The organism is Halalkalibacter lacteus, from assembly GCF_036663595.1.
Lineage (GTDB): Bacteria > Bacillota > Bacilli > Bacillales > Bacillaceae_D > Halalkalibacter > Halalkalibacter lacteus.
This window is the reverse complement of sequence record NZ_JAWRVL010000012.1, coordinates 100567-127230: the sequence shown is the minus strand read 5'-3', so window position 1 is coordinate 127230 and position 26664 is coordinate 100567. Positions and strand designations below refer to the sequence as shown.

At 35.0% G+C, this 26664-nt stretch carries 28 protein-coding genes; 11 read left to right on the top strand and 17 right to left on the bottom strand.

Annotated elements, in window-relative coordinates:
• Window positions 1–218 precede the first annotated feature (218 nt).
• The 4 genes from SAZ04_RS11105 to SAZ04_RS11090 form a co-directional block, all read right to left on the bottom strand.
• Window positions 219–836 carry a hypothetical protein gene (locus SAZ04_RS11105; protein WP_332695049.1) on the bottom strand — a complete coding sequence of 206 codons (618 nt, stop codon included), beginning with the start codon at window positions 834–836 and terminating at the stop codon, window positions 219–221.
• 230 nt (window positions 837–1066) lie between these two features.
• Window positions 1067–2854, bottom strand: a complete 1788-nt coding sequence (locus tag SAZ04_RS11100; RefSeq protein WP_332695047.1) for a sensor histidine kinase — start codon at window positions 2852–2854, stop codon at window positions 1067–1069.
• Window positions 2855–2879: 25 nt separating this feature from the next.
• The gene (locus SAZ04_RS11095; protein WP_332695046.1) at window positions 2880–3875 is read right to left on the bottom strand and encodes a BMP family ABC transporter substrate-binding protein; all 996 of its coding nucleotides are present in this window, start codon (window positions 3873–3875) and stop codon (window positions 2880–2882) included.
• Between the two features lie 235 nt (window positions 3876–4110).
• The gene (locus tag SAZ04_RS11090; RefSeq protein WP_332695044.1) at window positions 4111–4479 is read right to left on the bottom strand and encodes a hypothetical protein; all 369 of its coding nucleotides are present in this window, start codon (window positions 4477–4479) and stop codon (window positions 4111–4113) included.
• Window positions 4480–5073: 594 nt separating this feature from the next.
• Here SAZ04_RS11090 and SAZ04_RS11085 point away from each other — a divergent pair.
• Entirely contained in the window at window positions 5074–5271 is a 198-nt protein-coding gene (locus SAZ04_RS11085) for a cold-shock protein (RefSeq protein WP_332695042.1), read from the top strand.
• 275 nt (window positions 5272–5546) lie between these two features.
• On the opposite strand, the gene SAZ04_RS11080 is transcribed toward SAZ04_RS11085, so the two are convergent.
• Window positions 5547–5687, bottom strand: a complete 141-nt coding sequence (locus SAZ04_RS11080) for a YfhD family protein (RefSeq protein ID WP_332695040.1) — start codon at window positions 5685–5687, stop codon at window positions 5547–5549.
• Window positions 5688–6374: 687 nt separating this feature from the next.
• Here SAZ04_RS11080 and SAZ04_RS11075 point away from each other — a divergent pair.
• Window positions 6375–7076, top strand: a complete 702-nt coding sequence (locus SAZ04_RS11075) for a lytic transglycosylase domain-containing protein (protein WP_332695038.1) — start codon at window positions 6375–6377, stop codon at window positions 7074–7076.
• Between the two features lie 470 nt (window positions 7077–7546).
• Window positions 7547–7993, top strand: a complete 447-nt coding sequence (locus tag SAZ04_RS11070) for an Rrf2 family transcriptional regulator (protein ID WP_332695036.1) — start codon at window positions 7547–7549, stop codon at window positions 7991–7993.
• 71 nt (window positions 7994–8064) lie between these two features.
• Here SAZ04_RS11070 and SAZ04_RS11065 read toward each other — a convergent pair whose 3' ends face one another.
• The 5 genes from SAZ04_RS11065 to SAZ04_RS11045 form a co-directional block, all read right to left on the bottom strand.
• A complete protein-coding gene (locus SAZ04_RS11065; protein WP_332695034.1) occupies window positions 8065–8685 on the bottom strand; it encodes a pyridoxamine 5'-phosphate oxidase family protein in 621 nt (206 codons plus the stop codon).
• A 259-nt stretch (window positions 8686–8944) separates the two neighbouring features.
• A complete protein-coding gene (locus tag SAZ04_RS11060; protein WP_332695032.1) occupies window positions 8945–9175 on the bottom strand; it encodes a DUF1450 domain-containing protein in 231 nt (76 codons plus the stop codon).
• A gap of 195 nt (window positions 9176–9370) precedes the next feature.
• Complete coding sequence (locus SAZ04_RS11055; protein WP_332695030.1) at window positions 9371–10099, bottom strand: ATP-dependent DNA ligase; 729 nt, start codon at window positions 10097–10099, stop codon at window positions 9371–9373.
• A 204-nt stretch (window positions 10100–10303) separates the two neighbouring features.
• On the bottom strand, window positions 10304–11152 hold the full coding sequence (locus tag SAZ04_RS11050; RefSeq protein WP_332695028.1) for a sulfurtransferase: 849 nt from the start codon (window positions 11150–11152) through the stop codon (window positions 10304–10306).
• A gap of 87 nt (window positions 11153–11239) precedes the next feature.
• Window positions 11240–11503, bottom strand: coding sequence for a hypothetical protein (locus tag SAZ04_RS11045; RefSeq protein WP_332695026.1), 264 nt, complete (start codon window positions 11501–11503; stop codon window positions 11240–11242).
• A 241-nt stretch (window positions 11504–11744) separates the two neighbouring features.
• Here SAZ04_RS11045 and SAZ04_RS11040 point away from each other — a divergent pair, with 241 nt between their 5' ends.
• Window positions 11745–12188, top strand: a complete 444-nt coding sequence (locus SAZ04_RS11040; RefSeq protein ID WP_332695024.1) for a cupredoxin domain-containing protein — start codon at window positions 11745–11747, stop codon at window positions 12186–12188.
• A 308-nt stretch (window positions 12189–12496) separates the two neighbouring features.
• Window positions 12497–13678, top strand: a complete 1182-nt coding sequence (locus SAZ04_RS11035) for a glycoside hydrolase domain-containing protein (RefSeq protein ID WP_332695022.1) — start codon at window positions 12497–12499, stop codon at window positions 13676–13678.
• A gap of 73 nt (window positions 13679–13751) precedes the next feature.
• Here SAZ04_RS11035 and SAZ04_RS11030 read toward each other — a convergent pair whose 3' ends face one another.
• The gene (locus tag SAZ04_RS11030; protein WP_332695020.1) at window positions 13752–14360 is read right to left on the bottom strand and encodes a restriction endonuclease; all 609 of its coding nucleotides are present in this window, start codon (window positions 14358–14360) and stop codon (window positions 13752–13754) included.
• Between the two features lie 433 nt (window positions 14361–14793).
• On the opposite strand from SAZ04_RS11030, the gene asnB reads away from it, so the two are divergent.
• Complete coding sequence (gene asnB, locus SAZ04_RS11025; protein WP_332695018.1) at window positions 14794–16680, top strand: asparagine synthase (glutamine-hydrolyzing); 1887 nt, start codon at window positions 14794–14796, stop codon at window positions 16678–16680.
• A gap of 440 nt (window positions 16681–17120) precedes the next feature.
• Here the strand turns inward: asnB and SAZ04_RS11020 are convergent, their stop codons facing one another.
• The 5 genes from SAZ04_RS11020 to SAZ04_RS10995 all read right to left on the bottom strand — a co-directional run bounded on the left by SAZ04_RS11020 (window position 17121) and on the right by SAZ04_RS10995 (window position 21468).
• A complete protein-coding gene (locus SAZ04_RS11020; RefSeq protein ID WP_332695016.1) occupies window positions 17121–18215 on the bottom strand; it encodes a PRK06851 family protein in 1095 nt (364 codons plus the stop codon).
• 311 nt (window positions 18216–18526) lie between these two features.
• Window positions 18527–19321, bottom strand: coding sequence for an alpha/beta fold hydrolase (locus SAZ04_RS11015; RefSeq protein WP_332695013.1), 795 nt, complete (start codon window positions 19319–19321; stop codon window positions 18527–18529).
• 27 nt (window positions 19322–19348) lie between these two features.
• Window positions 19349–20416 (bottom strand): SDR family oxidoreductase, encoded by a 1068-nt coding sequence (locus tag SAZ04_RS11010; RefSeq protein ID WP_332695011.1) that lies wholly within the window; start codon window positions 20414–20416, stop codon window positions 19349–19351.
• A 128-nt stretch (window positions 20417–20544) separates the two neighbouring features.
• Window positions 20545–20814: a polysaccharide deacetylase family protein gene (locus SAZ04_RS11005; RefSeq protein WP_431308996.1), complete on the bottom strand. Its 270-nt coding sequence runs from the start codon at window positions 20812–20814 to the stop codon at window positions 20545–20547.
• A 99-nt stretch (window positions 20815–20913) separates the two neighbouring features.
• A complete protein-coding gene (locus SAZ04_RS10995; RefSeq protein ID WP_332695009.1) occupies window positions 20914–21468 on the bottom strand; it encodes a polysaccharide deacetylase family protein in 555 nt (184 codons plus the stop codon).
• A gap of 394 nt (window positions 21469–21862) precedes the next feature.
• Here SAZ04_RS10995 and SAZ04_RS10990 point away from each other — a divergent pair, with 394 nt between their 5' ends.
• From SAZ04_RS10990 to SAZ04_RS10970, 5 genes are all read left to right on the top strand, one after another.
• Window positions 21863–23092, top strand: coding sequence for a DNA polymerase IV (locus SAZ04_RS10990; RefSeq protein ID WP_332695007.1), 1230 nt, complete (start codon window positions 21863–21865; stop codon window positions 23090–23092).
• Entirely contained in the window at window positions 23089–23427 is a 339-nt protein-coding gene (locus tag SAZ04_RS10985; protein WP_332695005.1) for a YolD-like family protein, read from the top strand. The genes SAZ04_RS10990 and SAZ04_RS10985 overlap by 4 nt, the downstream gene beginning before the upstream one ends.
• Window positions 23428–23643: 216 nt before the next feature.
• A complete protein-coding gene (locus tag SAZ04_RS10980) occupies window positions 23644–24372 on the top strand; it encodes a DUF421 domain-containing protein (protein ID WP_332695003.1) in 729 nt (242 codons plus the stop codon).
• 35 nt (window positions 24373–24407) lie between these two features.
• A complete protein-coding gene (locus SAZ04_RS10975; protein ID WP_332695001.1) occupies window positions 24408–24770 on the top strand; it encodes a DUF4363 family protein in 363 nt (120 codons plus the stop codon).
• A 236-nt stretch (window positions 24771–25006) separates the two neighbouring features.
• Window positions 25007–25510, top strand: a complete 504-nt coding sequence (locus SAZ04_RS10970) for a cupin domain-containing protein (RefSeq protein ID WP_332694999.1) — start codon at window positions 25007–25009, stop codon at window positions 25508–25510.
• 137 nt (window positions 25511–25647) lie between these two features.
• Here the strand turns inward: SAZ04_RS10970 and SAZ04_RS10965 are convergent, their stop codons facing one another.
• On the bottom strand, window positions 25648–26466 hold the full coding sequence (locus SAZ04_RS10965) for an ABC transporter ATP-binding protein (protein WP_332694997.1): 819 nt from the start codon (window positions 26464–26466) through the stop codon (window positions 25648–25650).
• Window positions 26467–26664: the final 198 nt, after the last annotated feature.

Here is a 26664-nt window from a genome sequence, read left to right as displayed (position 1 = left end):
TAAAAAAGTCGTGATATACGGCTATTTGTCATGCGTACCGGTAAGGTGCGCTTATTTTTTATAATTCGGGCTTACGGTCTCCTACCTCAAACATCATATAGTGGGAGTACGAACTCTTCTGTTTCCTATGTTTATCTAAAATTTAACTTGGGTTCTTGCTCTATAGTAATCATTTAGCGCACGAAAAAGACCTCTCCATAATGGAGGGGTCTTCAATTTCAGTGTTCCATATCTAAGCTTTTAATCGCATCCATATGACTTGCAATCATTGCTATAATTGTACTAGCTTCGTCTTTGCTAAAGATAAAATTAAATTCGTCTTTAATAAAGTCGTCATCATCCGTTTTCATCCGATTAATACGTTGAAGAATGCCATCACCAGTCTCTTGGATTACGCCAAACTTATACGAAATCTCAACATCTTCATTCTCAGTAATATAGGCTGTCACTTCAGGAGTTTCCCAATCAACATCCAACGTTTCATATTCCTCTTCGTTATCTTCGAAATCTGAAACATATTCATCATCATTCAGGTAATCATGGAAGCTTTCATGAACAACGTCAATAATATCATCAATGTCATCTAGAATCGTTCGCGAAGTAAGATCTAGATCTAAATCAAAAGACTCAATATAAAATTCATTATTAAAAGGGTCAAAGAATAGTGTACAAAAGTATTCACGTCCATTTTCGTCAGTCTCCACAAAAAATTCAATCCGAGGGTGCTTTGCCCCTTTATCAATGGACATATGTCCTATCTGATCATATTTCTCACAAATTGATTCAAGATCCTCTTGAAGTTCTTCTGTCACTCTGTCAAACCAATCTAATGTCATGAACGTTCGTCCCTTCACAATAATTTCCTTTAGTTGTAATCAAAGACTACCTCCATTACTATTTTGATCCAATTCGATCATTTTCACTCATCAAGTTGCCATCTTTCTCTTGAAGGTGAATAATGGCGTACCTAAAAGTTAAATTTGTTGAAAAGTAGCTAAGTCCTTTATGTATCTTGCCCTTTGCCTTGAGATCTAGTACGGTGCACTAATCTATTGAACGATACCTTTTAATCTTTTCCCGTAAACAAAGGTAACGTTATGACGAAAATAGTACCTTTAGAGGATGAAGATACTAAATTAATCTCACCATTGTGGTTGTCAATAATTCTTTGAACAATCGTTAGACCTAATCCCGTTCCACTGTCTTTTGATGTTAAGAAAGGATGAAAGATTGATCCTTGTAAATGGGTTGGAATTCCTTGTCCACTATCCTCTAAATAGATTCGGTAACATGATTCATCCACTTTAGAATAAATTGACATCTTTCCCTTCCCTCCTATTGCTTCAATACTGTTTCGAATTAAATTGTGAAACACTTGTTTCATTTGTTTTTCGTCCAGTAATAACCGTTCTTTGTGAAGGTCAATTGTAAATTCAATTTGCTCATTGTTTAGGGATTTTCGAATTAAGGGCAAAATATCATTTAGAACATCTTTCAGGAAGGTCTCTTTTAAAAGTGGTGCACTAGGTTTAGTTAAAAGAAGTAACTCTTCAATAATTGAATTAATTCGATCAAGTTCCTTTAATAACAAAGGCATATGAAACTGCTGTTTCTCTAGTTCTGATAATGATTGATTCATTAGTGTTAAAAATCCATCGATCACGGCTAATGGATTCCGAATTTCATGTGCAGCACCTGCTGCTAACTCTCCAGCGACAGCCAATTTCTCAGATTGATGAATTCTTTTTTCTAATTCTTCCGTTTCTGTTATATCGACAAAGTAAAAAATTCTTCCGATCATATCTCCACTTTGATTATTCAAAACAGATTGCGAAACTAACAATGAATATTCTTCATTTAAAGTATAAAAAGGAACTTTTACATTTTGAATAATTTGTTTTGAATTGAAGATTTCCCAAAATACACTATTTTCGATAGTGGAAGTTGATCTGTCATTTAATAATGTATTAGCAGCGTAGTTATAAGAAATATCATTATTTCTTTCATCTACTGTGATAATTCCGACAGGTACTGAATTGAGGATTTGTTCTCGAAAATTTTTATCATGTAAAATAGTATAAAACGAGTCTTTTAACCCCCTAGACATTTGATTGATAGAAGCGGTTAATTGTCCCAATTCGACTTGCTCACTAGCTCTAAGCGACAAACCATATTCTCCACTTGCAATTCGATCAACTTTTGATACCATACTTTCTAGAGGGCCTGTTAGACTAGCACTAATACGATACGCAGCAATAACAGACACGATAATAGCACCAATCGTTACGAAAAGTAGCAGCCAAAGAGATTTATTTATTATTAAAGAAAAATGATTGGAATGTTCTTTAAATGAATCATTCACCTTACTTTTAATGCCTTGTAACTTTCCACTAATTTCATACAGTTGTGGTAGATATTGTCCCCGTAAATAATTTTCTACTGCACTTTGATCTCCAAAAGAAATCAGACCCTGAACTTTATTTTGAATTTTAAAGTCTAATAAATCTATTTCTCTTTTTACAGATTCAATTGATTTAGGTACTGAACCATACTCCTCCTGTAATTTGGAATAAGATTCGGTTGCATATGAATCATATGACTCAATGAGTTTACAACACAGATCGTTTAACAGAAATTGCTCAACTATGTAGCTTTTAATAAATAGTTCTTCTTCCCAATGTGTAATCCACATTAATTCAGGGATCGTACTATGACTGATCTCTTTACTAACGTTGCTAATTTGATTAATTGATTGAATAAGTATCAATGAAAAGCAGCTTAATAAGAGGGTCGTCATGAGGAGGACTAGTAAAATTTTGCTGCGAAACGTTATTTTTTTCAGAATGGTTTTCATTAAATCCTCCTCAAACTACCTTAATTTACAATTCATTCCGATAAAATTTATCCTTTTCAAATTGAATATATTTCTTTTCTTTTTCTGTAAACATTGGTCCTAAAGGAGCAAGCTTATAAACACCGTCATGTTCTGTTAAGATGTTAGTGCCAGGTGTCAGTCCAGATTCACTAAAAAAGTCTCTCATAATTGACACATACGCTTGCGGGATATCATTGATAACGCTTGTTAAAACCAAATTTTCTGCAATATAAGATTGATCATCAAGATACCCAATAATATAGACATTATGTTTTTTTGCAAATTCAATCACATCTCGGTTAAATTCATTTCCTTTAGAATAGATTACATCCACACCTTCGTGAATGAGTTGTTCCATTATCTTAATAGCTTTAACTCCGTCATTTCTACTATCAACTACTTTATAATAAAACTCACTGTCTGGCTTATAGAATTGAAGTCCAATTTCGAACTGAGGATTTCTTTCTGCTTCAAAAGCATCAATTAATCCGACTTTGCTGCTTTCTGTTTTTAATGCTGCTGTTAAAGCAACAAAATATTCAATGTCACCTTGATCAAATGTATACACAGACTGGTTCGTGTGCTCTGAAGTTCCATGAATCGTTACAAAGTGAACAGTCGAATATTTAGGAGCAAGCTCCGTAAATACAGCGGAAAACTCACGTCCATGTCCAATGATAACTTTAGCCCCTTCTTCTATCGTGTTTATGATTGTTTCTTCCATGAGTTCAGCTGTATCAATTTCACTAAATAATAATACATGTACTGGAAATTGTTCTTCAATTTTCAACTGGCCCTTGTAAGCCAAACTCCCCCAACTTTGATCAGTAACTTTATCTGAAGTCATAATAGCAACGTAAGTCTTGTCCGTTTGCATATTTATCTTTTGGGAGTGAAATAAAAGTTCAATAACATTCAATACGACTATACTGATAAATATGATGGCAACAACCATTGTGACTAGTAAAATAATTCTTGCTTGATTTGATTGTTGTTGCATATGTAATTCCCCTTTTTAGATACTAGGTTAATATTACTGAAAAAAGTAAATACGGTCTACCAAAATTTTTCTTAGACAACATTATAGTGATATCTCGTACCAGTTAGACTTTCGTAGTAGCATTTCGAGGTTCCTTCGTTTTTTTTAACATTCTCAAATTATAAGACAAAAAACTCAAGAGGTCTGACACATATTGTCAGACCTCTTGAGTTCCTTTTACTTCTAATTATAATAATCACTTGAAAAGATTTATAACTTTTTTGATCACTTTTTTTTCGTAAGTATTAAGCTTTTTAGCTTCAATTGGCGAACCTTTACTAACTTTTTCATTTGATTCAAGAGAAACAATTTGCAAATAAAAAGGTTTTGTTTTCCGATCTCCACCTAAGTATCCTCTTAGAAAATTCATTTTAGCATAGGAGCCAGTAATCTTCCCGTTGTAATCCCATTCTATTTTATTGTCATAAGTCGTATCCATTTGTTCCTTTAAAGCTAAAGCTTCAGAAACAGCTTCTTGAGGTGTATTAAAAAAAGAATTCGTTCTTTTTAAACCTTGCTTCTTAAATCCATCCCCTGCTTTTGCTTGATAAATGATACTAGTCATATTGGTCATCCTTTCGTGTTGATCTCACGCCTTCTGCTTAGAGTTCTACACATCAGAAGACCAAAGGGTCAATGCCCTCCCTACAAGTATACCCTTTATTACCAGTTCTTACTACCTTTTATGGAAATTCGACAATAAAACAGAAAAAATTTATGATTATGGAACATAACGTTCATAAGTGTGAGATAATAAAAATAAATACTATATAGAAAGTAGGGCTTCGATGAAAAACAAAAATAAATTTAAACCCAATGAAAAAGTACTTCTGAAATCCACAGGAGAGACAGTAACAATTAACAAATTTAGCTACGTACCAAATATGAAAAGGTACTCTTACACTTGTGTAGAACACCCAAGTACGTTTTTCTTTGAAGAAGAAATCGAACAATTAGATAATTAATCAAGCTTCGAACTACCAACTCTTTGGAAATAGCACTTGCACTTTAACCTCACGACTGCTAAAATAAGAGTAATTATTTTTGTTCCGAATAAACTGATAGAAAAAAGACTTTAATAAGTGATTTTGTCTAGATGGGTTATGCATGGGCAAGGATAGTAATAATTTTGTGGATAATCCACGTTGGAGGCAATCTCATGACAGAAGGTAAAGTAAAATGGTTTAATGCAGAAAAAGGTTTCGGTTTTATTGAAGTTGAAGGTAATGACGACGTATTCGTACATTTCTCTGCAATTCAAGGAGACGGTTTTAAATCATTAGAAGAAGGCCAAACTGTAACTTTTGAAGTCGAACAAGGCGCTCGTGGACCTCAAGCTGCTAACGTTCAAAAATAGTATCGCTCAATAATGAAAAAGGCACCGAATTCGGTGCCTTTTTTTATGGTTTTAATCATATTAGCTCCCTTTAGTCTTATACTGCCTATAATTGCATTTATAAAACATATTACTAATAGCAATAGTGAGCTCAATAAAAAAGGAGCAAATCTCAAATATAGAAATAGAATGATCAAGGGCTATACCTCAATCACTCCGCAAGACTATACAGTTTCTCTCATTCGTTATTTAAACTCTAATGATTTACGTGTAACAATTGCTTTTTTAAGACCTAGCTACCTTTTCTTTGGGCTTTTTTTAGCACGTTCATCAGCCTGCTTCATACGATCCATTGCTTCTTTGTCCTCTGCGTCTGCTAATTCTTCTGAATATTCTACTTCGTCATATTGACCTTGCTGCTTATTTTTTTTAGCCATTATTCCTATCCCCCTATGTTAAATAATATACGTAGATAAGCTTCACCACTTATCTAGAATGTAGTATTAGCTTTTGTTGCTAGGATATGAATGGTAAAATTCAGCATCTATATTCTTACCTTTACATTAATTTCTCATAAGTGTATAGTTTAGCATTTTTTGGCCGGATAATTTTAGGACCAGTATAACTTCTTTTCATTAATTCTTTGTTCATGTATATCATTCTCCCACCATGACCCACAATTAAATCGTTTTTGTTCGATTCTAAAATCTGATCCAATATCCTGTTCTATTACATTGGAAGCGTCATATTACTCTAACCATTTCAAGAAATATTTTCTAATACCATTTTATTTGAGTAACCTCTTACACTTGGAAATGTCGAATTAATCTTACTTTCAACGTATTCATGCCTTTCAAACTTTAATAGCTCACTTCGATTTCACCACTATAAAAAGGAATAATTTGTTTTAAATAATAATCTTTCCCTTTAATATTTAAGCATTAAAGAGGAAATGAAAGCATTTTTATAATAAAGCTATGATAATACCTGATTATAGAGAGAAAAATACCTCATACACTGGCCTTGACTCATTTTTAACACGTACAACCAATTGAGGGAACTAAAAATTTCCGTTACGATATACTTCATTACAACAAAGACTTACAACAAGAGGAGGAGTAATAATGAAACGAATATTGGTAATGAGCCTCATCCTATTGCTATCCTTCATTACTGGATTTCTTTATTTTGAAAATAAAAAACTTCAAGTTACAATAAAACAATCAGAAAAATTAAATGCAGAACAAAAGAAAATTCTAGATATGAAGGAAATGCAATTGTATTATTCGAAGCATCCTGTATCAGCAGATCTTGCGCTAAATTACGAATCATGGGTGATATCTACCATGCTTGCAGAGCAACTAGTTGAAGATAGCGACGGGAAATTCAAAAGGGAATGGGGAATTTTTCTAGGTGAAATTGCACAACAACGTGATGTTGATCCATATATCGTATATGAATTATTGAGAATCGAAACTGGCGGTACATTTGATCCAAAAGTTATTGGACCGAAAACTCGATTTGGACATGCTTATGGAATGGCACAATTTATGAAAAACACAGCACCGTGGATAGCTGAAATGGCAGATTTACCGTACGAAGACAAATTATTATTTGACCCTATTTATTCAATTCAACTATCCGTTGAATATTTACGTTATTTGTATGATCAGTATGGAAATTGGGACCATACCTTAACAGCTTATCACCGTGGGGTTGGAGGTCTTCAAACTTACATTGATAATAACGGTCACTCTAAAAGTGCTTATGCAGTGGAAATACAAGAGAAAGCACAGGAATTTGACTTATTGACTTATTCTCCATAAGGAAAGAAGAAGGGTGATTTAAACTCCCTTTAAGCAAACCTGACCTTATTATAGTCAGGCATTTTTATTACTGTATTATTCATGCTTCAATTCTTCAATTAAGATGAAGGGGGTATTGAACTATACAAATAGAAGAAGCAGATGAAAAACGCTTAAGACAAATTAAAACTACTTAATGGCGAGCAACTAAACAGTCCCTTAGACGCTTGTCATTTTTTCTATTCTATAGTTTTTCCACGAAAAAAAACATTCAGTTCCTTTTTGCATCTTAATTATATTCGTGTTATTTTTTCTTACATAGTTTTTTCGCAATTCCCTTACCAATTTTCACATAATTAAAGACAATCTAGATTATTTCTTGTACGATGTATATATAACGTAACTTATCAAATTACATCAAAATGTATTATCTAAACATGTTATAACTTTCCAACATGATCTAGCTTAGTGAAAGGAATAGGAGTGAACATATGCATCTAACAAGTTATACAGATTACGCCCTTCGTACGCTCGTTTACTTAGGAACAAGACAAGGTCTTGCATTAGCAAAGATTAAAGATATAGCAAACATTTACAATATTTCAAATAACCATATGAGTAAGGTCGTTTATGAATTAGGACAGCTTGGCCTAATCAAAACGATACGAGGGAAAAATGGCGGAATTAAATTGGCATTGCCCCCAGAAGAAATTAACATAGGAGAGGTAGTTAGAAAAACAGAGAATTTGCATATTGTTGAATGTTTCGATCGTAATAACAATACCTGTATTATTAGTTCAGCTTGTAAGTTAAAATTTATACTTCATGAGGCACTCCAAACTTATTTAGGTGTTTTAGACAACTATACATTAGCAGATGTTGTTTCAAACCGTTTTGACTTGCTTGAGATTTTTAATTTCCATGAAAAAAATGCATAATGCAATTGCATTTTCGTAAAGATTAAAAAGCAATATCTGTTAAAACAGATATTGCTTTTTAATCTTTCCTTTTAATTTTTCACTCTGCTATTTATTTTATTTTGTTTAACGTTAAAGAAATCTCCATCTATTTTTTTTGTGCTATTTGTTTGGGGCTCTATCTGTTGATCAACCTTTTTTAATTTTGGGACATGCTTTGAACAATGCATGAATGCTTCTTCTATCTCAATAACAACCCATCGCTCTACTTTTATGCCATCCTGTTCTTTTATATTATTCACCATCTCTTTCGATAATTGCAGTGTTTCTAGTTCTTTGTTCTCGCATATATACGCCTTGCCATTAACATGCAAACCTACACAGCTTTCGAAAAAGTCGATAAACATCAAACCAATATGGGGATTTTCAGTAATATTCCCCATACTTGCCATTACTCCATTCCCTCGATATTCTGGATAAGCCAAAGTCGTCTCATCAATTACTCGAACAAATCCAGGATAGCCAGCTCGAAAAGATGAATCGCAATTCCCGCTAGAATCAGAGGTTGAAATAAATACCATCTCCTGCTCTGCAATAAATGATTCCATAGCAGAATTCAAATGGTTCAACATTTGATTATTATAAAAAGCAGCAGCCCTTCTGTGAGTACTGTATTTATCTTGAAGTATTTGCTCTCCTGTTTGTTTCGGCATCTATCCCAACTCCTATTCATAAAGAAATGGTAGAACAATCATCAATTCCAGTTTAACTGAATATCCCAAAGATATTAATGCGCTTGTCAGATTTCCTAACAAATAACCTTTTTATCTACACGCATAAAAAGTGATCACTTTGTAAATGATCACTACTTACGCAAATAAAATTCTTTAATGAACCAATAATAGTTATGTACTTTTCTCAATCAATAACGAAATCAACCTCTAAAGGCTCATCAGTTTCATTTTTATTATATTAAACAGACTCTTTAAGAATACGTTTGTTCAATTTAGAGTAAAGCTCTTTTCCCGTTTCGCTTTTTACTACCTTGCCATCAACCAATGTGAACGGACATTGTTTACATGTTTTACATTTCCCTAGACAACCTTTACGTTTAATTTTTAAATTCGGATAAGAAGATTTAAGCGATTTATAAGCTTTGTTTGTTTTGAAGTCATTTTTAGTACAAAAATAAACTTTTTCCATCTCCATCCACCTCTTCACCAATGATAATCATAATCATTTTCACTAATATCATATTAACAGATAATTGTTCTCATGCATAGTCTAACAATCAGAAAATTTCGCTTTTTATTCGTTATTATGAGCCTGTAGCTCTACAGAAAAAAACGAAGCTGTCATAAGGTTGTTAGTTAACCTCTTGTGACACCTTCGCAATCTTCACATCATTTTTTTATTAAGAAATTGCCGATACGTTTCATACAACTTTCTCCGATTCTTAGTTGACTGAAACTCAAGAAAGTGCAAATGATAGCTCTTATTCTCAAATAGTAAAACATTACTTTTATTTATAATAGCTGTTTGTTTTTCTTTCCTATAATTATAGTTAAGAACTTTAGACCAGTCATTTGTCCGTTTGCCAATATGATATTTTGATTGAGGCTTTTTCATGACGATGCCTTCAAGATTGTATTCTTTTACTACTTCAAAGTATGATTTTGCGTTCCCCTCAACCCATTGTGAAGACACAATCGTAACTGTGTCTGTCGGTATTACTAAATTTAAAAGGTCCTTTCGTTTGCGTAATGCAAATTGTGTAACTTTTCTTCCTTTATAATACAATATATCAAATGCAACATATTGAACTGGAACTCGAGTCATTGCCTTTTTTGACTTAAACCGTTCCAATAACAAGAGAAAATTAGGCTCGTTCTCAAAATCAGGGGAAATCAGCTCCCCATCTAAAATGATTCCTTTTGGGAGTGATGTCGAGCAAATTTCAGGAAATAAAAAGGTCACATCCTGGTTAAAACGGGTATATAACTTAGGTTTCCCATTCAAATTGCTGTAGACCAGTCTAATTCCATCTAATTTCAATTCAGTGATGACATTCGCATAATCCTCTGTTGGAGAATCTAGCTCTTGTAATAACATTGGAGAAATAAACATCTAAATCACCTCATGTACTATAGTACATATGAATCTCCTTGAAATCATTAGTGATCAATTGGAAGTTTATCTTGAAAATGTGAATGAACAAGACACATGCTTACAGGAAATAGTAGATCGGTACTAAAAGTAAACAAAACAATAATAGCATTCTTTCTTTTTTCTCCTATATTAGTAAGGCTTTCATCAGTATATTTTTATTGCCTATATTTGTTTTTCTCGTTCAATTGGGTAGTTTTCATGCGTTATCCAGTCACTCCAACTACCTGCGTATAGCTTCACATTAGAATAACCTGCCTTTTTTAAAGCAAGAACGTTAGGGCATGCTGAGACACCCGATCCACAGTAGACAATGATTTCTTTTGAATGAGGTACTCCTGAAAAATCGATTTTCAGTTGCTCGCTTTCTTTCCAGAGCCCTTCTTCTGTTAACACATCTTTCCAGAAATAATTAACAGCTCCTGGTATATGCCCTGCAATCGGATCAATTGGTTCTTCGAAACCGAGATACCTATTCGCTTCTCGTGAATCTATTACAAACGTGTCGACCTGATTCAATCTTTCCTTTACATGTCTAGCATCAACCCATTGCCACTCTTCGTTCACTTTTACAGAAAATAACTTAGGTGGCTTAACCGGAATGCTTTTCGTTACTTCATAACCTTCATTTAGCCATTTTGAATAACCTCCATCAAGAATAGCTACCTCTGAATGTCCAAGGTGTTTGAGCAACCACCAAAAGCGCGCTGCCACCATCCCTCCTTGGTCATCATAAACGACTACGTTTGTATCATTTCCGATTCCGATTTCCCCTAATTTTTTAGCTAATTCCCCTAAATTAGGTAATGGATGGCGTCCACCATGCTCACGAATAGAAGAAGATAAATCTTTTTCAAGGTCGACATAAATGGCTTCAGGTAAGTGTCCTTTTAAATAATCTTGGTAACCCGCTTCAGCATTAGCTAAATGAAAACGGACATCGATAACAACATAATCTTGTTCGCTCTTTTTTAACTCATTATGTATCCATTCAGCTTTGACGATATCATCCATTTGTAACACCTTCCCATCAAATGTTTTCTTATTAATTGTTTAACATGGAAGTGATCATTGCTCATTATTTTCAATTAGAGATAGATTTCACTTATTTCTTTTCACAATTTCGCCCTTTACCTCACTCATTATTTCAATTTTGGCTCCTTCATCGTAAACATTCCCCTCAATCTGTCCTCTAATTGATACGTGTGAAGAAGACTTCAAGATTAGGTCGCCACTAACTTTTGCAGTTAATTCAAGTTTAGCACCTGGCAAAACCGTTACTGTTCCATCAACACTCCCCATAATGATTGAATCTTGTTCAATAATAACCTCTCCAGATTGTTTACCAATTAATAATTTCACCATACTCCCCCTTGTAAACTAGTAATGGTATTGCTTTAGTTGTTTCGTTTTTAAAAATGATTAGAATCAATTGTACTCAAAAACATCATTATATATACGAATAATTCTTTCAAAAAGTTTCAGATATAGAACTATACTCATGCATGTATGAATCAGAACGAATAGTGAAAAAAATAGACAAGTTCTCCTCTCTATCGTGCATATAATAATGTAAGGCTTGTATGCTGAAAGGAGGGAACTCAATATGCTAATCGTTATTAGAAAAAGGTGGATTGTTCTAGCCATTGTATTAGTACTCATTGGTTTCAGCTGGTACGTTTTTAATTCAAGAGTTGCAACTGAAGCTGGAGGCATTCCATTAACTGAAGAAACACTTGATATTCACATGGTGACAAGTGAGTTTAAATCAAAAACAGAAGATGGTAGAGAAATTGAATCTTATCGTTGGGATCCAGGAACCATTTTTGTACCAAAAGACAAAAAGGTAAAGCTTCGTATGTATGGAGTGAATGGAGCAGAACATCCTTTTTTGATTGAAGGAACCGATATTCAAGGAACTGTACAAAAAGGGAAAGAAACGATCGTAGATTTGCACTTTACTGAAAAGGGTCTATATCGTCTCATTTGTACAGCTCATTCACATGTTGATCATCAAGGTCCAATGATTGCTTACATTGTGGTTGATTAGAGTAATATACAAAAGAAGAAGGTTAGATGCTTGCAACACCATCTAACCTTCTTCTTTTATACATATTTGCGGAAAGTTGATGTAACTCATTTTGCAGGAGCAAAGACTGATCTCTAACAACGACAGTCTCTGGTTCCATTCAAATAATACATTGCTGCTATTAATGAACTACTACTTAGATCAATTCTGTTTAGAGTCGTTATTAATTTGTAGCATATTCTCTCTATCACCCACCTTTTGCCCATTTCATTCACGATCGGCTGTCTTTCTACGTATGATGTTTTCGAGAAAGCAGAGGTGGTGAAAAAGTGAAAAATAGTAAAAACTTATCTATAATCATACTTGGAGTTGTTTCTCTTTTATTTGTTCTAACTTTATCTTTGTTTAGTCAAGCAAATACTACTGAACCTGTTACTGCTTCTACAAATGAGACAGAGGAGGAACAGACTACATCAGATCACAATAATTCATCACACAACAATAAAAAATCAGGTAATGGTAATGTAACCAATACTATTAATAATTCAATTAATGCTGAGGATGGGAACGTAGACAATACAGTTGAAAATAATATTGACTCTAGTAACGTAGATATAAATAACTCAGTTGAGAATCATATTAATTCTGAAAATGCTGATATCGATAACTCTATTGAGAATCACATTAACAGTGGGCATAACAATAATATCGATAATAGTATTACCAACGATGTTAATGTCAGTGTTGATGTTAATGTGACAAACTATATTACAAACCAAATATCTGGTGATGACAGAGAGAACGACGAAGAAACGGGTAACGACGAAAATGGAGAAAATGAGAACAGCAACGGCGAAGAAACTCTAGAAGCTGTATGGGGAGTCGATTCAGCAAGTGTAACAACAGAAGACTTGCTCGCTTGTGTTAGAAAAAATTTTGGTGATCCACAAGTATGGGGACGTTATCTTGACGATAAAGAAGGAGTTTCCTACGGTTTAACAACAGATGAGATAGAGTTACTACATTCAAATGACATCCAAATCCTTGTCATTTGGAACCATTTCACAGATGGTACTGGGTATAAAAATGGTCAAAACGAAGCAAATGCTGCTATTGAATCAGCAAGAGACCTTGGTATCCCTGAAGGCGTAGCGTTATTCGCTAATGTAGAACCAATATATCCTATTGACTCTGCCTTTATTCAAGGCTGGCATGACGTCGTCTCTGAATCAGAATACAACTCTGGAATATATGGAATTTTTGCCCCTAGTGAAGACTTGTATGTAGCTTTTGAAACTGCCGCAGAAGAAAATGCAAGTATTTTGGATGAAATGTACGTTTGGACAGCTGCTCCTAATGAAGACCTTTCTACAGAAGAAAATGCACCGGAATATAACCCTGTATATCCTGACGAAGCATTGATAGGCGGCTGGCAATATGGACTTGATGCAGAAACTTGTAACATTGATACAAATATTTTTGACAGAAACGTTCTAGATGTCTTGTGGTAATACGTAAAAGAGGGCGCTGCAACGGTGCGTAAAGTGTCACGCACCTTATAAATTATTGAGCAGACTCAGTTTTCTAAATATCAGAAGGGTTAAGCTCTTTAACATATTCTGACTCTGTCTCCATAGACTCAAGCCACATATTTACTAAATCAATTCCATTAATCAAGTCAATTCCTAACCCATCAGCATATGTTTTAGCTCTCTCACTAAAACCCGCTGTTGTTATAACATATCCTCCCACCGCTTTCCATTTCTTCATATTCGAATGAATAATCGCAATCGATTCAAAATCGAGATCATCTTTACGACAATGAACCTGCCCTAAATACAAACCTTCTACTCGACGGTTTTCAAAATCAATTCCATAATTACCCCTCGGTTTACTAATATATAGGTCGCCGCCATACTTATTTTCAATTAATTCTGCTACAAAGTGTTCAAATAATTCTGGATCTTCTCTTAAAAAATAAGAACTATATGTTATTTCATTTTTTGTATCTTCTTTTTTAAATCTCATATATAACCCCATTGCAAGGGTTTTCCGTAACTCCAGATCGCTTTCGATTTTATCAAGTAATGCATCCGTAAAATCTTCATGTTTGTGTTTCAGTCGAAACCAATTAACCATAGCAAGTAACGTAATCATGATCGCTATAATCGTTATAATTAGTTGTATATTCATACGAATAGAACACCTCCCTTTGCTCAGTTTGTACAAAAGGAGGCTACACCAAACTAGGAATAGCAAATATTCTGATCTGTCCAAAACCCCTTTTCATACCAACTTTCAAAAGTAATATCAAATGTGCGCGCTTCTTCGCTAATTGTGCAAAGCTCTTTCTATAAGTCTGTTTCATAATGCGTCCCTACTATATGATTGATTATTAGAATTTTTGCCCATTATAGTCCAATACTAACAGCATATGACCTATTCCATGTAGTAATGGAACTACTGGAGATCCCACCATTAGTTTAACAAGGTATTTTTTCCATTTATTATATTTTTACTGCAAACACAAAAAAATTTTCCACATTTTTTTAAAACTAAGGTATATTAAATTTATCGTACAAAACGATACATGATGCTTTTTAGAACGTAATTCGGAGGGATAATAATGTGCGGTTTCATTGGGGAATTGAGAAACAAAGGCATTGAAGCAATAGATTCACATACATGGGTTAAAGCGTTAGAAGCGATTCATCATCGCGGGCCCGATTCGACTGGACACTATATGGATGAATATGTTCAATTAGGTTTTAAAAGATTGAGCATTATTGATCTTGAACATGGAGATCAACCTCTTTCCTTGCAAAATAGATACCATATTGTTTTTAATGGAGAAATATATAACTATGTTGAACTAAGAAACGAATTACTAGCTGAAGGATTCGTTTTCAAGACTGATTCTGATACAGAAGTTTTGCTCGCCATGTACGCTTCTCGGGGGCAAGATTGTGTAAAAGATCTTCGTGGAATGTTTGCTTTTGCTATTTGGGATAAGGTAGAAGAAATACTTTTTGCAGCTAGAGATCCATTTGGGATTAAACCATTCTATTATAAAGAAGTAGCTGATCGACTTTTTTTCGCGTCTGAACAAAAAAGTATCCATTCATCTATTGTTCCTGAAGACATTTCTAGAGAGGCTTTACAGCATTATTTGACTTACCAGTATGTTCCTGAGCCTATGTGCTTATCAACTAAAGTGCAAAAGTTGTTACCTGGGCATTCTTTATTAAAAATGCCGAATCAAGAGCTACAGATTAACTGTTATTATCAGAAAACCTTTTCACCAACCAAAAAAAGCTTCGATGATTACACAACGAAAACAAGAGAGATATTAGAAGATTCCGTTGAAAAACACATGCGAAGTGATGTCCCAGTAGGAGCCTTCTTATCAAGTGGAATAGATTCTACTAGTATTGTTGCATTGGCAAGAAAACATAATCCAAACTTAAAAACGTTTACTGTTGGGTTCGAGAATGAAGGCTTTAGTGAAATTGATATTGCCAAGGACACTGCCGAGAAATTACAGGTTGAAAATATTCATAAGCTTATTACTCCAGAAGAATTTATAAAGGAATTACCTACTATTATCTGGCACATGGATGATCCAGTCGCCGATCCAGCAGCTGTCCCCCTTTATTTTGTTGCAAAAGAAGCAAGTAAACATGTGAAAGTAGTTCTTTCTGGTGAAGGAGCAGATGAACTATTTGGAGGATATAATATTTATCGGGAGCCTTTAGCATTAAACTGGTTTAATTATATGCCTGCTTCCGCTAAAGCGATTCTCCATAAAATGGCGCTTGGATTACCTGATGGTGTAAAAGGCAAAAGTTATTTGCTAAGAGGAACAACTCCATTGTCAGAACGATATATTGGAAACGCGAATATTTTAAACGAGATTGAAAAGAAACATTTACTTTCAACCTATGATGAAAATAACCCTTTCATCAATATTACGAGAAATTTATATGAAGAAGCGTCTTTGTTTGATGACTCTTCAAAAATGCAGTATATAGATCTTCATACATGGCTTCCTGGCGATATATTAGTCAAAGCCGATCGAATGACGATGGCTCATTCACTAGAGTTACGGGTGCCTTTTTTAGATACAGAAGTATTTAAAGTAGCAAGCGGCATTCCAACGTATGCTAAAATTGCACACGGTACAACAAAGTATGTTCTGAGAGAAGCAATGAAAGAAGTAATCCCTGCTTCTGTTTTACATCGTAAGAAACTAGGATTTCCTGTTCCTATCCGTCACTGGTTAAAGGACGAGCTTTATGACTGGGCACGAAATCTTATGGTTACTAGCGAAACTGATTATATCTTTAAAAAAGAAGAAACATTGAAATTGCTAGATGAGCACGTTCAAGGTAAGAAAGACAACAGCAGAAAAATTTGGGTTATTTTATGCTTTATGCTATGGCACTCATTATATGTGGAAAAAGCCGCTTTGCAGAATGATCCTATTAAAGACAAGCAGTTACAATTTAATTAGTTTAAGGTGCATATGAATTGTAGGAAATAGAAGGCAAACACGACTTTATGTGTTTGCCTTCTGCCTGTAGAAGAGCCTTCTTTTATGTATTTCACAAGTAGGTTCTTCTCTTCCTAGCAATTAATTATTGTACACTTTTTGTATACGTCATAACCTAGAGTGAAAATATGTGTATATGTTATCTGTTTCATTAATAATGCTCCTTCATCGATAGTCAAATCAGTCAAAGTTTTTATGTATCATTTTCCGTCTCGAAGTAGGAAAAGCTATTTGGCGTAAGAATACATGCTTCGCTTTCTCTACTGTTTATTTCCTCGTTTGTTTCTCCTCATTAGTATGTTAAATTAATATTACACTTGACGATATATATGTACGCTATTCAAGCGCAAAAACAGAGTATAGATCTCATACTCTGTTTTTGCTTGTATAAAACCTTTCCCCTATTTACCGACAATTTGATTAATTTCTTCTATTATCTGTTCTTGAATTTCTTCTACTTTTGAAAAATCCATTGCTTTTATATAGTATGCTTCTAGCATATCACGGAGCGCTTTCGCCTCTGCTAAATATGCGACGCCTTCTATCATTTTGTCTTTGTAAGGTTTGGTCGTTCTTTCAATGTCCTTTGCAAATTTTTCATCTGTCCCTCCTGCAATACATCGTGTGTACATATCGACTATTTCATCTGAATCACGATCAGGAAAATATTCGTGAGGAGCCGTACTATCAAAAATAGCAAAGTCTTTTTCGCGTACGATGACCATATCTAAACTATTTGGATCAAACCCGCAATGATACACTTCAACGTCAAAGCCCCGTGCTTCTCCTGCTGCGGCAATTTTCTTTAACATTGTCGATTTTCCAGAGCCAGCTCTTCCTTTAATAAAATACCGTTTGCCAATGTCCTCCGTTAAATTTTGAATAAAATCAACTGCCCCTTTTGGAGTAGCCGCTCCTAAGAAGCGATGCTTTATCTTAGGTTGCTTCTCTATCGTATCCTCACCATAAATATCTGTAATTAGCTCTTCAGTTAGCTTATTCGCTTCTGAAAAATCCATATTAGAAATATAAATATCTTCAATATCATCATGAGCTTTCAGTGCTGTTGCGAATGTGTCATACGCTTTTTGGTACGTTTGTGAGATAGTCTTATTTAATTGGAGGATCTCTTCTTTATTTGTAGCGAGTTTCTTCGAGTCCCATGCAACTCCTAAATTCACATACTCCTCGATTACACCAGGTGCTTTCGGTTCAATAATATGAGGAGCCGTACCATCGACGACTCCGACTTGAAACTCCGGGATGATCACACCATCAATTGAATTGTTATCTGAAGAGCAGTGCAAATATTCAATATCTAGCCCTTTGCTTACAATTTCTTCGCCAACCGCTTTCATTAACGATGATTTTCCAGTTCCTGGTCCTCCTTTTAAAATAAACAGGCGATTTAAATCTTCTAATGCAGAATCATACAAACTGTAAAATCCCTTTGCTGTGTTCCCCCCTGCATAAAAGTTTAATACCTTTCCGCTCATCCAATCACCCTTCCTCTTTTACCTCAACATATGTAGATATTCTCACAAGGGTGATTGCCTAGGTTTGTCAAATTTAAAGGTATTTGTGAAATGAAATTGTAAATATACTTTTTATCGGAATTTGAACAACATTAACGTTCGGTGTATACCTTCCATTTAAGCAGTTTGTTAGAAATGATGAATTAGAAAAAGAATCCTACTTGATAAAAGTAGGATTCTTTAAATGGTTCATATAGACTTAGAGCTCGCAACTATCATTCAGCAATGTCAAACTCAAGATGTAAGAGAGGTCCATATACCTGTCTTCTTCCTTACCCTACAAGTCTATCTTCACTACTTTCTCTAATGAAATCTATTGAAATTTCATTAAAATATTCATGCTTTTCAATGTTACATACATGTCCACTCTCTTCTACTACAACTAATGTACCAGGGAATGTGTGATTGATTTCTTTTTTTATTTGTGGAAGAAACATATAATCGTGTTCTCCCATAATACATAGTGTTGGAATATCTAAATCACCATTTCGGATTTCTTGATGATTAGCATCAACATCTTCTGTAACCCGAAACCATTTCATAAACTCCATTTGATTCATCTTTTTAGCTTCTCTTCCAAACAATTTTCTTGATTCTTCATGTCGTTTTCTCGGCATCATAATCCAAGCAAATAAATGATATAACCACATGAAAGGAATTCTTTTTTTTACCAAATTGCCAGCAGAAATTAAGAACTTAGAACGAAGATTAAACCCTATTATTAGACCACCTAGTATCATGGACTGTACTTTTTTAGGTGAATGATATGCTACATTTCTAATCACAATGCTTCCTAACGAAATGCCCATAAAATGCGCCTTTTGAATATCGAGATGTTCCATCACCTCTACTACGTCTTGACTTGCCTTTGCAAATGTATACATTTCATCCTCAGTTTTTTTATTAGCTGATTTTCCATGACCTCTCAATTCAATTAATAACAAATTGAAATGTTTTCTCAAATCTTTTATTTGTTTAAACCAAATCGTTGAACTTCCACCTAATCCATGAACCAAAACAACCCATTCATGTTTAGGTGATATCTTATAAGTTTTGTAATATAACATGAATTCTCCTTTTATAAAGGGTGATATTTATAATAGAATAGGTTGTTTTTCTTCCTTCTTGTATCCATAGATAATCGTCGTTAACATTTCCTTATCCATCTTTAAAACCTTGTTATTTGTGTCCTTAAGCAGCTTTCGTGTATTTGTTATTTTAAAATCAATATCGCGATTTACATAAATCGTAAAGTTCGATATAAATTCATTTAAAATTGCTTCTTCTTTTGTTAATGTCGTATTTTCCTTTGTATTAAATTGAATGTGTGGGAAATCTAGCAGCTCCTCAATAATTTTGAGCCCTTCATGGTTTACTGGTGGATTAGGGTTTGTAATATGGTAGATTGTCTTATTTTTTGCACTCTTTAATCCTTCCATAAGAACATGACAAACGTAATCTACTGGTACTAAATTTTGAGTGCCTAATTGATTCCCTATAATACTAAATTTCTTATCACTATAATCACCTAATCTAGCTATTCTTTTTTTAAATATCTCAAGGCCTTTGATAAACCCATATAATCCAAAGGCAGAGTCCGTTTCGCCTGTTTCAGAATTACCTACAATAATTGATGGCCTAAAAATGGAAACTTTCATACTATCACTATAGGACATAACTAAATGCTCAGCCCTGCATTTCGTTTCTTCATATGGATTATTAAATTCTTGGTCAACTTCATGCAAAGATTCTACGGCAACATTTTTCTTCCCTAACGTATAGGCAGTACTAATATAATGATAGGATTTCACTCCGGTATTTTTTGCGAATTCTAACGTATGTTTTGTTCCCATTTCATTAATTTTGTATAATTGATCTGCCATTTTAAAATCAAACGATAGCAATGCTGCTATATGAAAAAAGGCATCTATCGTTCCGTTAAGTTTCCTTTGATCTTCTTTAGAGATTCCTAATTGATAGTCAGAAAGATCCCCTTCAATGATCTCAATTTGTGAGTGTTGATGTAGTGGGATTTTGCTTAATAAAGCATTACCCTTTTTTGGTGACCGTACTAATACAAATACTCGGTAATTCGAATCTACTAGTTGCTGGATAAATTGGGTTCCTAAGAAGCCTGTTCCACCAGTTATAAATATATTCATATAGTTCCCCTTTCATTATCCGTTTTAAGAAGTTCAATACCATTATACACAACTTATCTGCATACCCTTGTTAATAATCCTTCAATTGTGTGAAGTTTCGTTATATTTATACATAAAGATGTTTTATACTATATTTTAGTGAACGGTATCATTTCTTGGCTGATGTACTGTCTCTGGAACAAAAAAGAGAAACCTCCAATTATTGCGGCTTCTCTACTTGGTTCATTCAGTTTTTCTGATTTTCTAATTGTGTCTGCACTGTAACAAACTGATACCCCTTGCCCCTGCAATTCATCAATTATCATCGGAAACGCTTCAACTTCTTTGCCGACGACAAAGAAGTTTGCTGGCACGGCTTTCTCTTTCAATATTTCTAATTTGTGGAGTGTAGTAATCATCAGGACCATCGTCAAATGTTAATGCAACTTGTTTCTTGTTAGCTTTTCCAAATTCAGGAGGAATATTTAAGGTGCCGGTATGTCTTTTTGCTGTACATTTTATATTGTAGAGAACTTGAATCCCTTTTCTTTAACCTTTTTAATTAGTGTTGGCAAGGCACAAAGCGTTTGTTCAAGTTCATGAAGAAGGACAATCGATCCTTCTTGAACACGACTCGTAACATTCTCCATTATTTGGTTAGGAGCGTGTTTTAACTCCCAATCAAACGAGGAAATTTCCCACATAACCATTTCTACTTGCAAATTTGATGCAACTGCTATTGTATCTTTGTTGTATTGTCCAAATGGTGGTCGAAAATAGCGAACTTGTTGTCCAGTAATGTCTTCAATTATGCTTTTACTCGTTTGGATCTCTTTCATTTGTTGACTGAAGTCTAACTTAACAAGGTTCGGATGACTATTGGAATGTGTCCCTATTATATGCCCATCCTCTAACACTCGTTTCCATGGTCTCTTATGATGAAGCAAACGTGATTGCCAAAAAAAGACTGCCGGCACCTCATCTCTTGCTAAAACATCGAGAAAACGGTCTAAATATTTGCTCGGACCATCATCAAATGTCAGGATGATCCCTTTTTCATTACGCTGTTTCACATTCGTCAGAACACTTTTCTCCTTTGAGTTGTACACAACTTCATGGCTAACAATTCATGGACTTTTACGCATTAGCGATACCACCTTCATATTTGTCTTATGGCGTTTCACTAACAAATCAATAGCTTACAGTCTTTTTCTTCTTCCACATTCTAAGTAATGCCTTAACTTGCCCTTTGTTTCACTCTATTTTCCCTTTGATCGTTTTATTCCATGTCTTCCTTGCCTCTCACTCACACTTTATACATATAAGCTATACAGTCAAGCTTTTTTACCTCTGCTTTGCTTCACACTCACCTAACACCGTTTCCACAAAATGTATGTTGAATACCGAACGTACTTTCGCATATAATAGCATTACAAACATTCGTTCTTATTTGGAGGGTGAAGTTCAATGAAAACAATCTTCCTTATCGATATGCAATCTTTTTATGCTTCAATCGAAAAAGCAAGATACCCTCATTTACAACATAAACCGCTTGTTGTATCTGGAGATCCCAAACGGCGATCAGGTGTCATTTTAGCTGCCTGTCCTCTTGCGAAAAAAAGTGGTATTAAAAATGGAGAGCGATTATGGGAAGCCGAGCAGAAGTGCCTTGATTTAGTTGTCGTTCCTCCTAAAATGCAAGACTATATAACGATTTCCGTTGAGATTACCAATATTTTAGAAGAGTATACCGACTTAGTCGAACCTTATTCAATTGACGAACAATTCATCGATGTGACAGGTAGTCAAATGTTATTTGGCCCGCCACTCGAAATAGCTCAAAAGATTCAACAACAAATTTGGACGAAAACAAAAGTTCGAGCAAGGATTGGGATTGGAGAAAATAAAGTTTTAGCGAAGATGGCTTGTGACAACTTTTCTAAGAAAAACAAATCAGGAATCTTTTGGTTAAAAAAAGATGAACTTGAACAAACATTATGGCTACTCCCTGTTGAGAAAATGTTTGGAGTTGGCGGAAGAATGGCTAGCCACTTGCGGAATATGGGAATTCGTACAATTGGACAGTTAGCAACGGTTCCCCTTAAACGTCTAAAAGATCAATGGGGTATTAACGGCCATGTTCTCTGGATGACCGCAAATGGTGAGGATTCATCGCCGGTCACGACCTCTTCTCACGACGCCCAAAAAGCGATCGGACACGGGATGACTCTTCCTCGTGATTACATAGGACTTGCTGAAATTCGTGTCGTCCTTCTTGAGCTATGTGAAGAAGTTTGTATGAGAGCGCGAAAATCCAAGGTAATGGGGCAAACAGTAACCGTTAGTGTTAGCGGTGCAAGCTATGAATTCAAGACTGGTTTCCATCGTCAAGCGACATTATATGAACCGACCAACTACGTTATGGATGTTTTTCGCTTGGCTGAAAGGCTCTTTCTGCAATTTTGGGATCAAACTCCAATTAGAAAACTTAGTGTTAGCCTCACAAAACTATGTCATGACAATGAACTGCAGCTTAGTTTATTTGATACAGCTCGAGATAAAAAAGCAGAACTTGGTTATGTAATGGATGGCATTAGAGAAAGGTATGGGACAACTGCGCTTATTCGAGCTTCCTCTTTAACAAAGGCAGGTCAAGCCTTTGAACGCGCACAAAAGATAGGAGGACATTATAAATGAGTAACCATTTAAAGCGTGGAAATCTCCTTTGGGAAAGTAGCAGAATGTTTTTGCCTGAGCACAAAGAAGCACTGCTACATAGGAAACAGCAATTAAAACTGGTAGAGAAGCCACAATTGGATGAACAGGAACTAGCAGAAATCGGCATAGTCGTGCTGGATGCACTTAGGCATGAGCTGAATGTGCATGTAACCTATTGGGAAGACGGATGTCTACACGACCTTGTTGGCACTGTCGATAAATTTGATTCGTCATCAAAAAAAATCAAATTAAAAACCGGCCAAGAAGGTAGCTATATTGCGGTTGATTGCTTAAAATCAGTAGTAAGACTATAAGTTTGAGTTCATCAATAACGGCACTTACTCATTCGAACTTGGAACAAACGCCTTGTGCAAATGGCCGAGCAACAATTAGGCGGTTCACCATTCTAAGAATCACTTAATCCACATATGCTTTTTCTTTTTATATCACTCCTCTTAAAAATTAAAGCTACATAATAAAAGCGATCATGGAAATAATTACATTAATACAAACCATACTTGGGGGATCAAATGAACGAAGCACTTGTAGTAATCGTGAGGGCAATTATGACATTTTTCACCCTCCTTATCTATGCTCGGTTAATTGGAAAACAACAAATTGGAAATCTTACCATGTTTGACTATATCAATGGCATTACGATTGGTTCCATTGCTGGAACGATGGCAACGGATGTTTCTTCCAAAGCATTAACTCATTGGATTGCCCTAACTGTTTTCATCGCTTTCACTTTGATCCTACAATATATTAATATAAAATATCGTTATTTATCAAAGGTCATTGATGGAGAACCCGTTACCGTTATTGAAGATGGGAAAATATTAGAAAACAACTTAAAGAAAACACGCGTTACAAGAGATGAATTAATGGTTCAAATGCGAAGTAAAAACGTCTTTGATCCAACTGAAGTAGAGGTTGCATTATTAGAACCAGACGGAACGTTATCAGTTCTACGAAAAAATGAATTTCAATTCGTGCAGAAAAAAGATTTACATATCCCCGTTACCCGAGCCAAATTAACAACGGAAATTATCGTAGACGGAGTGATCTTACAACAAAATATTCAACAACGCGGCAAAGATCTTGCTTGGGTACAAGCACAACTTAAAAAGAAAGGTTTTGATAATTTAGAAGGAGTCTCCTATGCTGCTATCTTACCAAATGATTCACTTTATATAGATCTAGTTGAAGATCACGTCTCAAATACCAATGATATAAGTGATTATGAAGGTCCATACTAACGAATTCCACTTTAACGAAGGAACGTGAATCCGATTTGAGAAAACTACTCTTTTATGCAATACCTATTCTGTTCATCATGATGACTTTTGGCTTAATGATTAGTGGTAGTTGGCTAAAAGAACCTATGAGGGAAGATGACCAGTTAGAAAAATTCATTCAAAACATTGAATCTCATGTGGAAAATAATCATTGGCACGAGGCAAAACGTGAACATGCAAATGCCAAAACAGCGTGGAATATTGTATCGAAGCGAATCCAGTACAGTGTTGAAAGAGAAACCATGTATGAAATTAGCGGCCTCCTCTCTCGAATTGAAGGTTCCATTGAAGGACAGGACAAAAACAGTGCCTTAGTAGAAATCTATTATTTTTATGAGCTCTGGGCTAACTTTAGTTAACGTTAGCCTTTTTAATTAGCATTTCATATCTGACTAATTGGAACTTCATCTTCTGCTATTATAAAATCGTCTTCACGATTTGGCTCTCCTTTCATCTGTTTTGCGATTTTCTTACGTTGCGAGTATAATAGCACGAAAATGTGCTAGCAAGATGTCAAGGTTCGAGCCTACATATTGATTCTTTTCTTCCCTTTTGGTTTACTGTAGAGAGTACATATGAGAAATGAGGGTTCACCATGAACAGAAATCAAGCAGATTATTGGATTCAACATCTGAATTTAGAGGCTCATCCAGAAGGGGGTTTTTTCAAGCGGTCATTTAGATCGGGCGAGGAAATTCCAAGCAAAGCAAGAATGCTATATACAAGTATTTACTTTTTACTACGATCCGATGATGTTTCACACTTCCATCGTTTACAGTCAGATGAACTATGGTACTTTCACGCAGGTAGTTCGCTATCGGTTCACATGATTCATGAAAATGGAGAGTATGAAGAAGCACGTCTCGGCTTAAATCTTGATAAAGGGGAAGTTCCACAAGTATTAGTACCTAAAAACGCTATTTTCGGTTCTTCTTTATCTGAGCAAGGATCGTTTTCGCTTGTTGGATGTATGGTATCTCCAGGCTTTGAATATGAAGATTTTGAACTATTTACACAGAATGAACTTCTCAAAGACTATCCTCAGCATGAAGAAATCATCAAGAAATTAGCCTATGAGACATTACCACATATCGATTAACCATGCAGGTAATAATAGCACTTTAAAAACAAACTAATTACAGAGCAATGGGTACTGTTTCTACTGCCTGCTATAGATTTCATTTAGTGATAGCCGTCATCCCATTGCTCTTAACCTAATTCAAAACGAAAAGAACATCAACTTTGATCAAGTACAGTTGATTGTTTTGATTTGAGACTCACCCATAGTCGTTCATCTTTCCAGTTAATCGAAACAGGAAGTTGAAACGTCTCTTCTAAATTCGTTTCGGTTAACGTTGAATGTTTATCTCCTTTGGCAACAATTGTTCCACTGTTTAGTAAAAGAGCATGTGAAATCGCAGGCACAACCTCTTCAATGTGATGGGTTACATACAGAAGTGTCGGCCCCTCTTTGGTTGTGGCTAAATATTGAATCGTCTCTAACAGTTGCTCTCTTGAATACAAATCCAATCCATTACAAGGCTCATCTAAAATAAGCAATCTCGGTGATGCCATTAATGCTCTAGCGATGATCACTCTTCTTTTTTGTCCTTGTGAAAGTGTAGTAAAACGTTGATCTGCCAACGTGTCAATTTTCAACTGGCCCAACAATTGTTTTGCACGCTGAGTATCAGCTTCTGTGATTTCTTCATACAATCCGATTGATGCATGCTTCCCACTTAAGACGACCTCAAGCGCTGTGTCTCGTCCTCTTGTGGCATACCGTTCATCAACAGAGGAACTAACCCACCCAATCGATTTACGAAGTTCAGGAATGTTTGTCTGACCAAACTTCTGACCTAGTACATGAACTTCCCCAATAGACGCCCACTGATAACCTGTAAGCAAATTTAATATCGACGTTTTTCCAGATCCATTCAACCCTAAAATGACCCAATGTTCATGACGTTCCACATCCCACGTAATATTATGTAAGATCGCATTTCCATCTCTTTTCCATGTTACATTTTTTAAAGATACAACTTTTTCGGTCATCGTTCTCCTCCTACATAACTCCTTAATATAATGTACAGATTCGACTTAAACAGTCATTTTCCCCCTTTGAATTTTTCATTTGAAGCAAATGAAAATTCAAGCTCAGAAAAAATCAGACAACTAAAACTTTTACCACAATTTACAAATCAGCTATTTTCGATTACTATTTTTAAGTGTAGACTTTACTAGAATGGTGGG

Coding starts and splice junctions, on each gene's coding strand:
- SAZ04_RS11010 (WP_332695011.1), bottom strand. CDS start 20,416: ATGAATATATTTATAACTGGTGGAACAGGCTTCTTAGGAACCCAATTT.
- SAZ04_RS11065 (WP_332695034.1), bottom strand. CDS start 8,685: ATGCCGAAACAAACAGGAGAGCAAATACTTCAAGATAAATACAGTACT.
- SAZ04_RS11040 (WP_332695024.1), top strand. CDS start 11,745: ATGCTAATCGTTATTAGAAAAAGGTGGATTGTTCTAGCCATTGTATTA.
- SAZ04_RS11045 (WP_332695026.1), bottom strand. CDS start 11,503: ATGGTGAAATTATTAATTGGTAAACAATCTGGAGAGGTTATTATTGAA.
- SAZ04_RS10990 (WP_332695007.1), top strand. CDS start 21,863: ATGAAAACAATCTTCCTTATCGATATGCAATCTTTTTATGCTTCAATC.
- SAZ04_RS11085 (WP_332695042.1), top strand. CDS start 5,074: ATGACAGAAGGTAAAGTAAAATGGTTTAATGCAGAAAAAGGTTTCGGT.
- SAZ04_RS11060 (WP_332695032.1), bottom strand. CDS start 9,175: ATGGAAAAAGTTTATTTTTGTACTAAAAATGACTTCAAAACAAACAAA.
- SAZ04_RS11090 (WP_332695044.1), bottom strand. CDS start 4,479: ATGACTAGTATCATTTATCAAGCAAAAGCAGGGGATGGATTTAAGAAG.
- SAZ04_RS11100 (WP_332695047.1), bottom strand. CDS start 2,854: ATGAAAACCATTCTGAAAAAAATAACGTTTCGCAGCAAAATTTTACTA.
- asnB (WP_332695018.1), top strand. CDS start 14,794: ATGTGCGGTTTCATTGGGGAATTGAGAAACAAAGGCATTGAAGCAATA.
- SAZ04_RS11030 (WP_332695020.1), bottom strand. CDS start 14,360: ATGAATATACAACTAATTATAACGATTATAGCGATCATGATTACGTTA.
- SAZ04_RS11015 (WP_332695013.1), bottom strand. CDS start 19,321: ATGTTATATTACAAAACTTATAAGATATCACCTAAACATGAATGGGTT.
- SAZ04_RS10970 (WP_332694999.1), top strand. CDS start 25,007: ATGAACAGAAATCAAGCAGATTATTGGATTCAACATCTGAATTTAGAG.
- SAZ04_RS11075 (WP_332695038.1), top strand. CDS start 6,375: ATGAAACGAATATTGGTAATGAGCCTCATCCTATTGCTATCCTTCATT.
- SAZ04_RS11020 (WP_332695016.1), bottom strand. CDS start 18,215: ATGAGCGGAAAGGTATTAAACTTTTATGCAGGGGGGAACACAGCAAAG.
- SAZ04_RS11080 (WP_332695040.1), bottom strand. CDS start 5,687: ATGGCTAAAAAAAATAAGCAGCAAGGTCAATATGACGAAGTAGAATAT.
- SAZ04_RS11050 (WP_332695028.1), bottom strand. CDS start 11,152: ATGGATGATATCGTCAAAGCTGAATGGATACATAATGAGTTAAAAAAG.
- SAZ04_RS11055 (WP_332695030.1), bottom strand. CDS start 10,099: ATGTTTATTTCTCCAATGTTATTACAAGAGCTAGATTCTCCAACAGAG.
- SAZ04_RS10965 (WP_332694997.1), bottom strand. CDS start 26,466: ATGACCGAAAAAGTTGTATCTTTAAAAAATGTAACATGGAAAAGAGAT.
- SAZ04_RS11070 (WP_332695036.1), top strand. CDS start 7,547: ATGCATCTAACAAGTTATACAGATTACGCCCTTCGTACGCTCGTTTAC.
- SAZ04_RS11005 (WP_431308996.1), bottom strand. CDS start 20,814: ATGATTACTACACTCCACAAATTAGAAATATTGAAAGAGAAAGCCGTG.
- SAZ04_RS11105 (WP_332695049.1), bottom strand. CDS start 836: ATGACATTAGATTGGTTTGACAGAGTGACAGAAGAACTTCAAGAGGAT.
- SAZ04_RS11095 (WP_332695046.1), bottom strand. CDS start 3,875: ATGCAACAACAATCAAATCAAGCAAGAATTATTTTACTAGTCACAATG.
- SAZ04_RS10980 (WP_332695003.1), top strand. CDS start 23,644: ATGAACGAAGCACTTGTAGTAATCGTGAGGGCAATTATGACATTTTTC.
- SAZ04_RS10985 (WP_332695005.1), top strand. CDS start 23,089: ATGAGTAACCATTTAAAGCGTGGAAATCTCCTTTGGGAAAGTAGCAGA.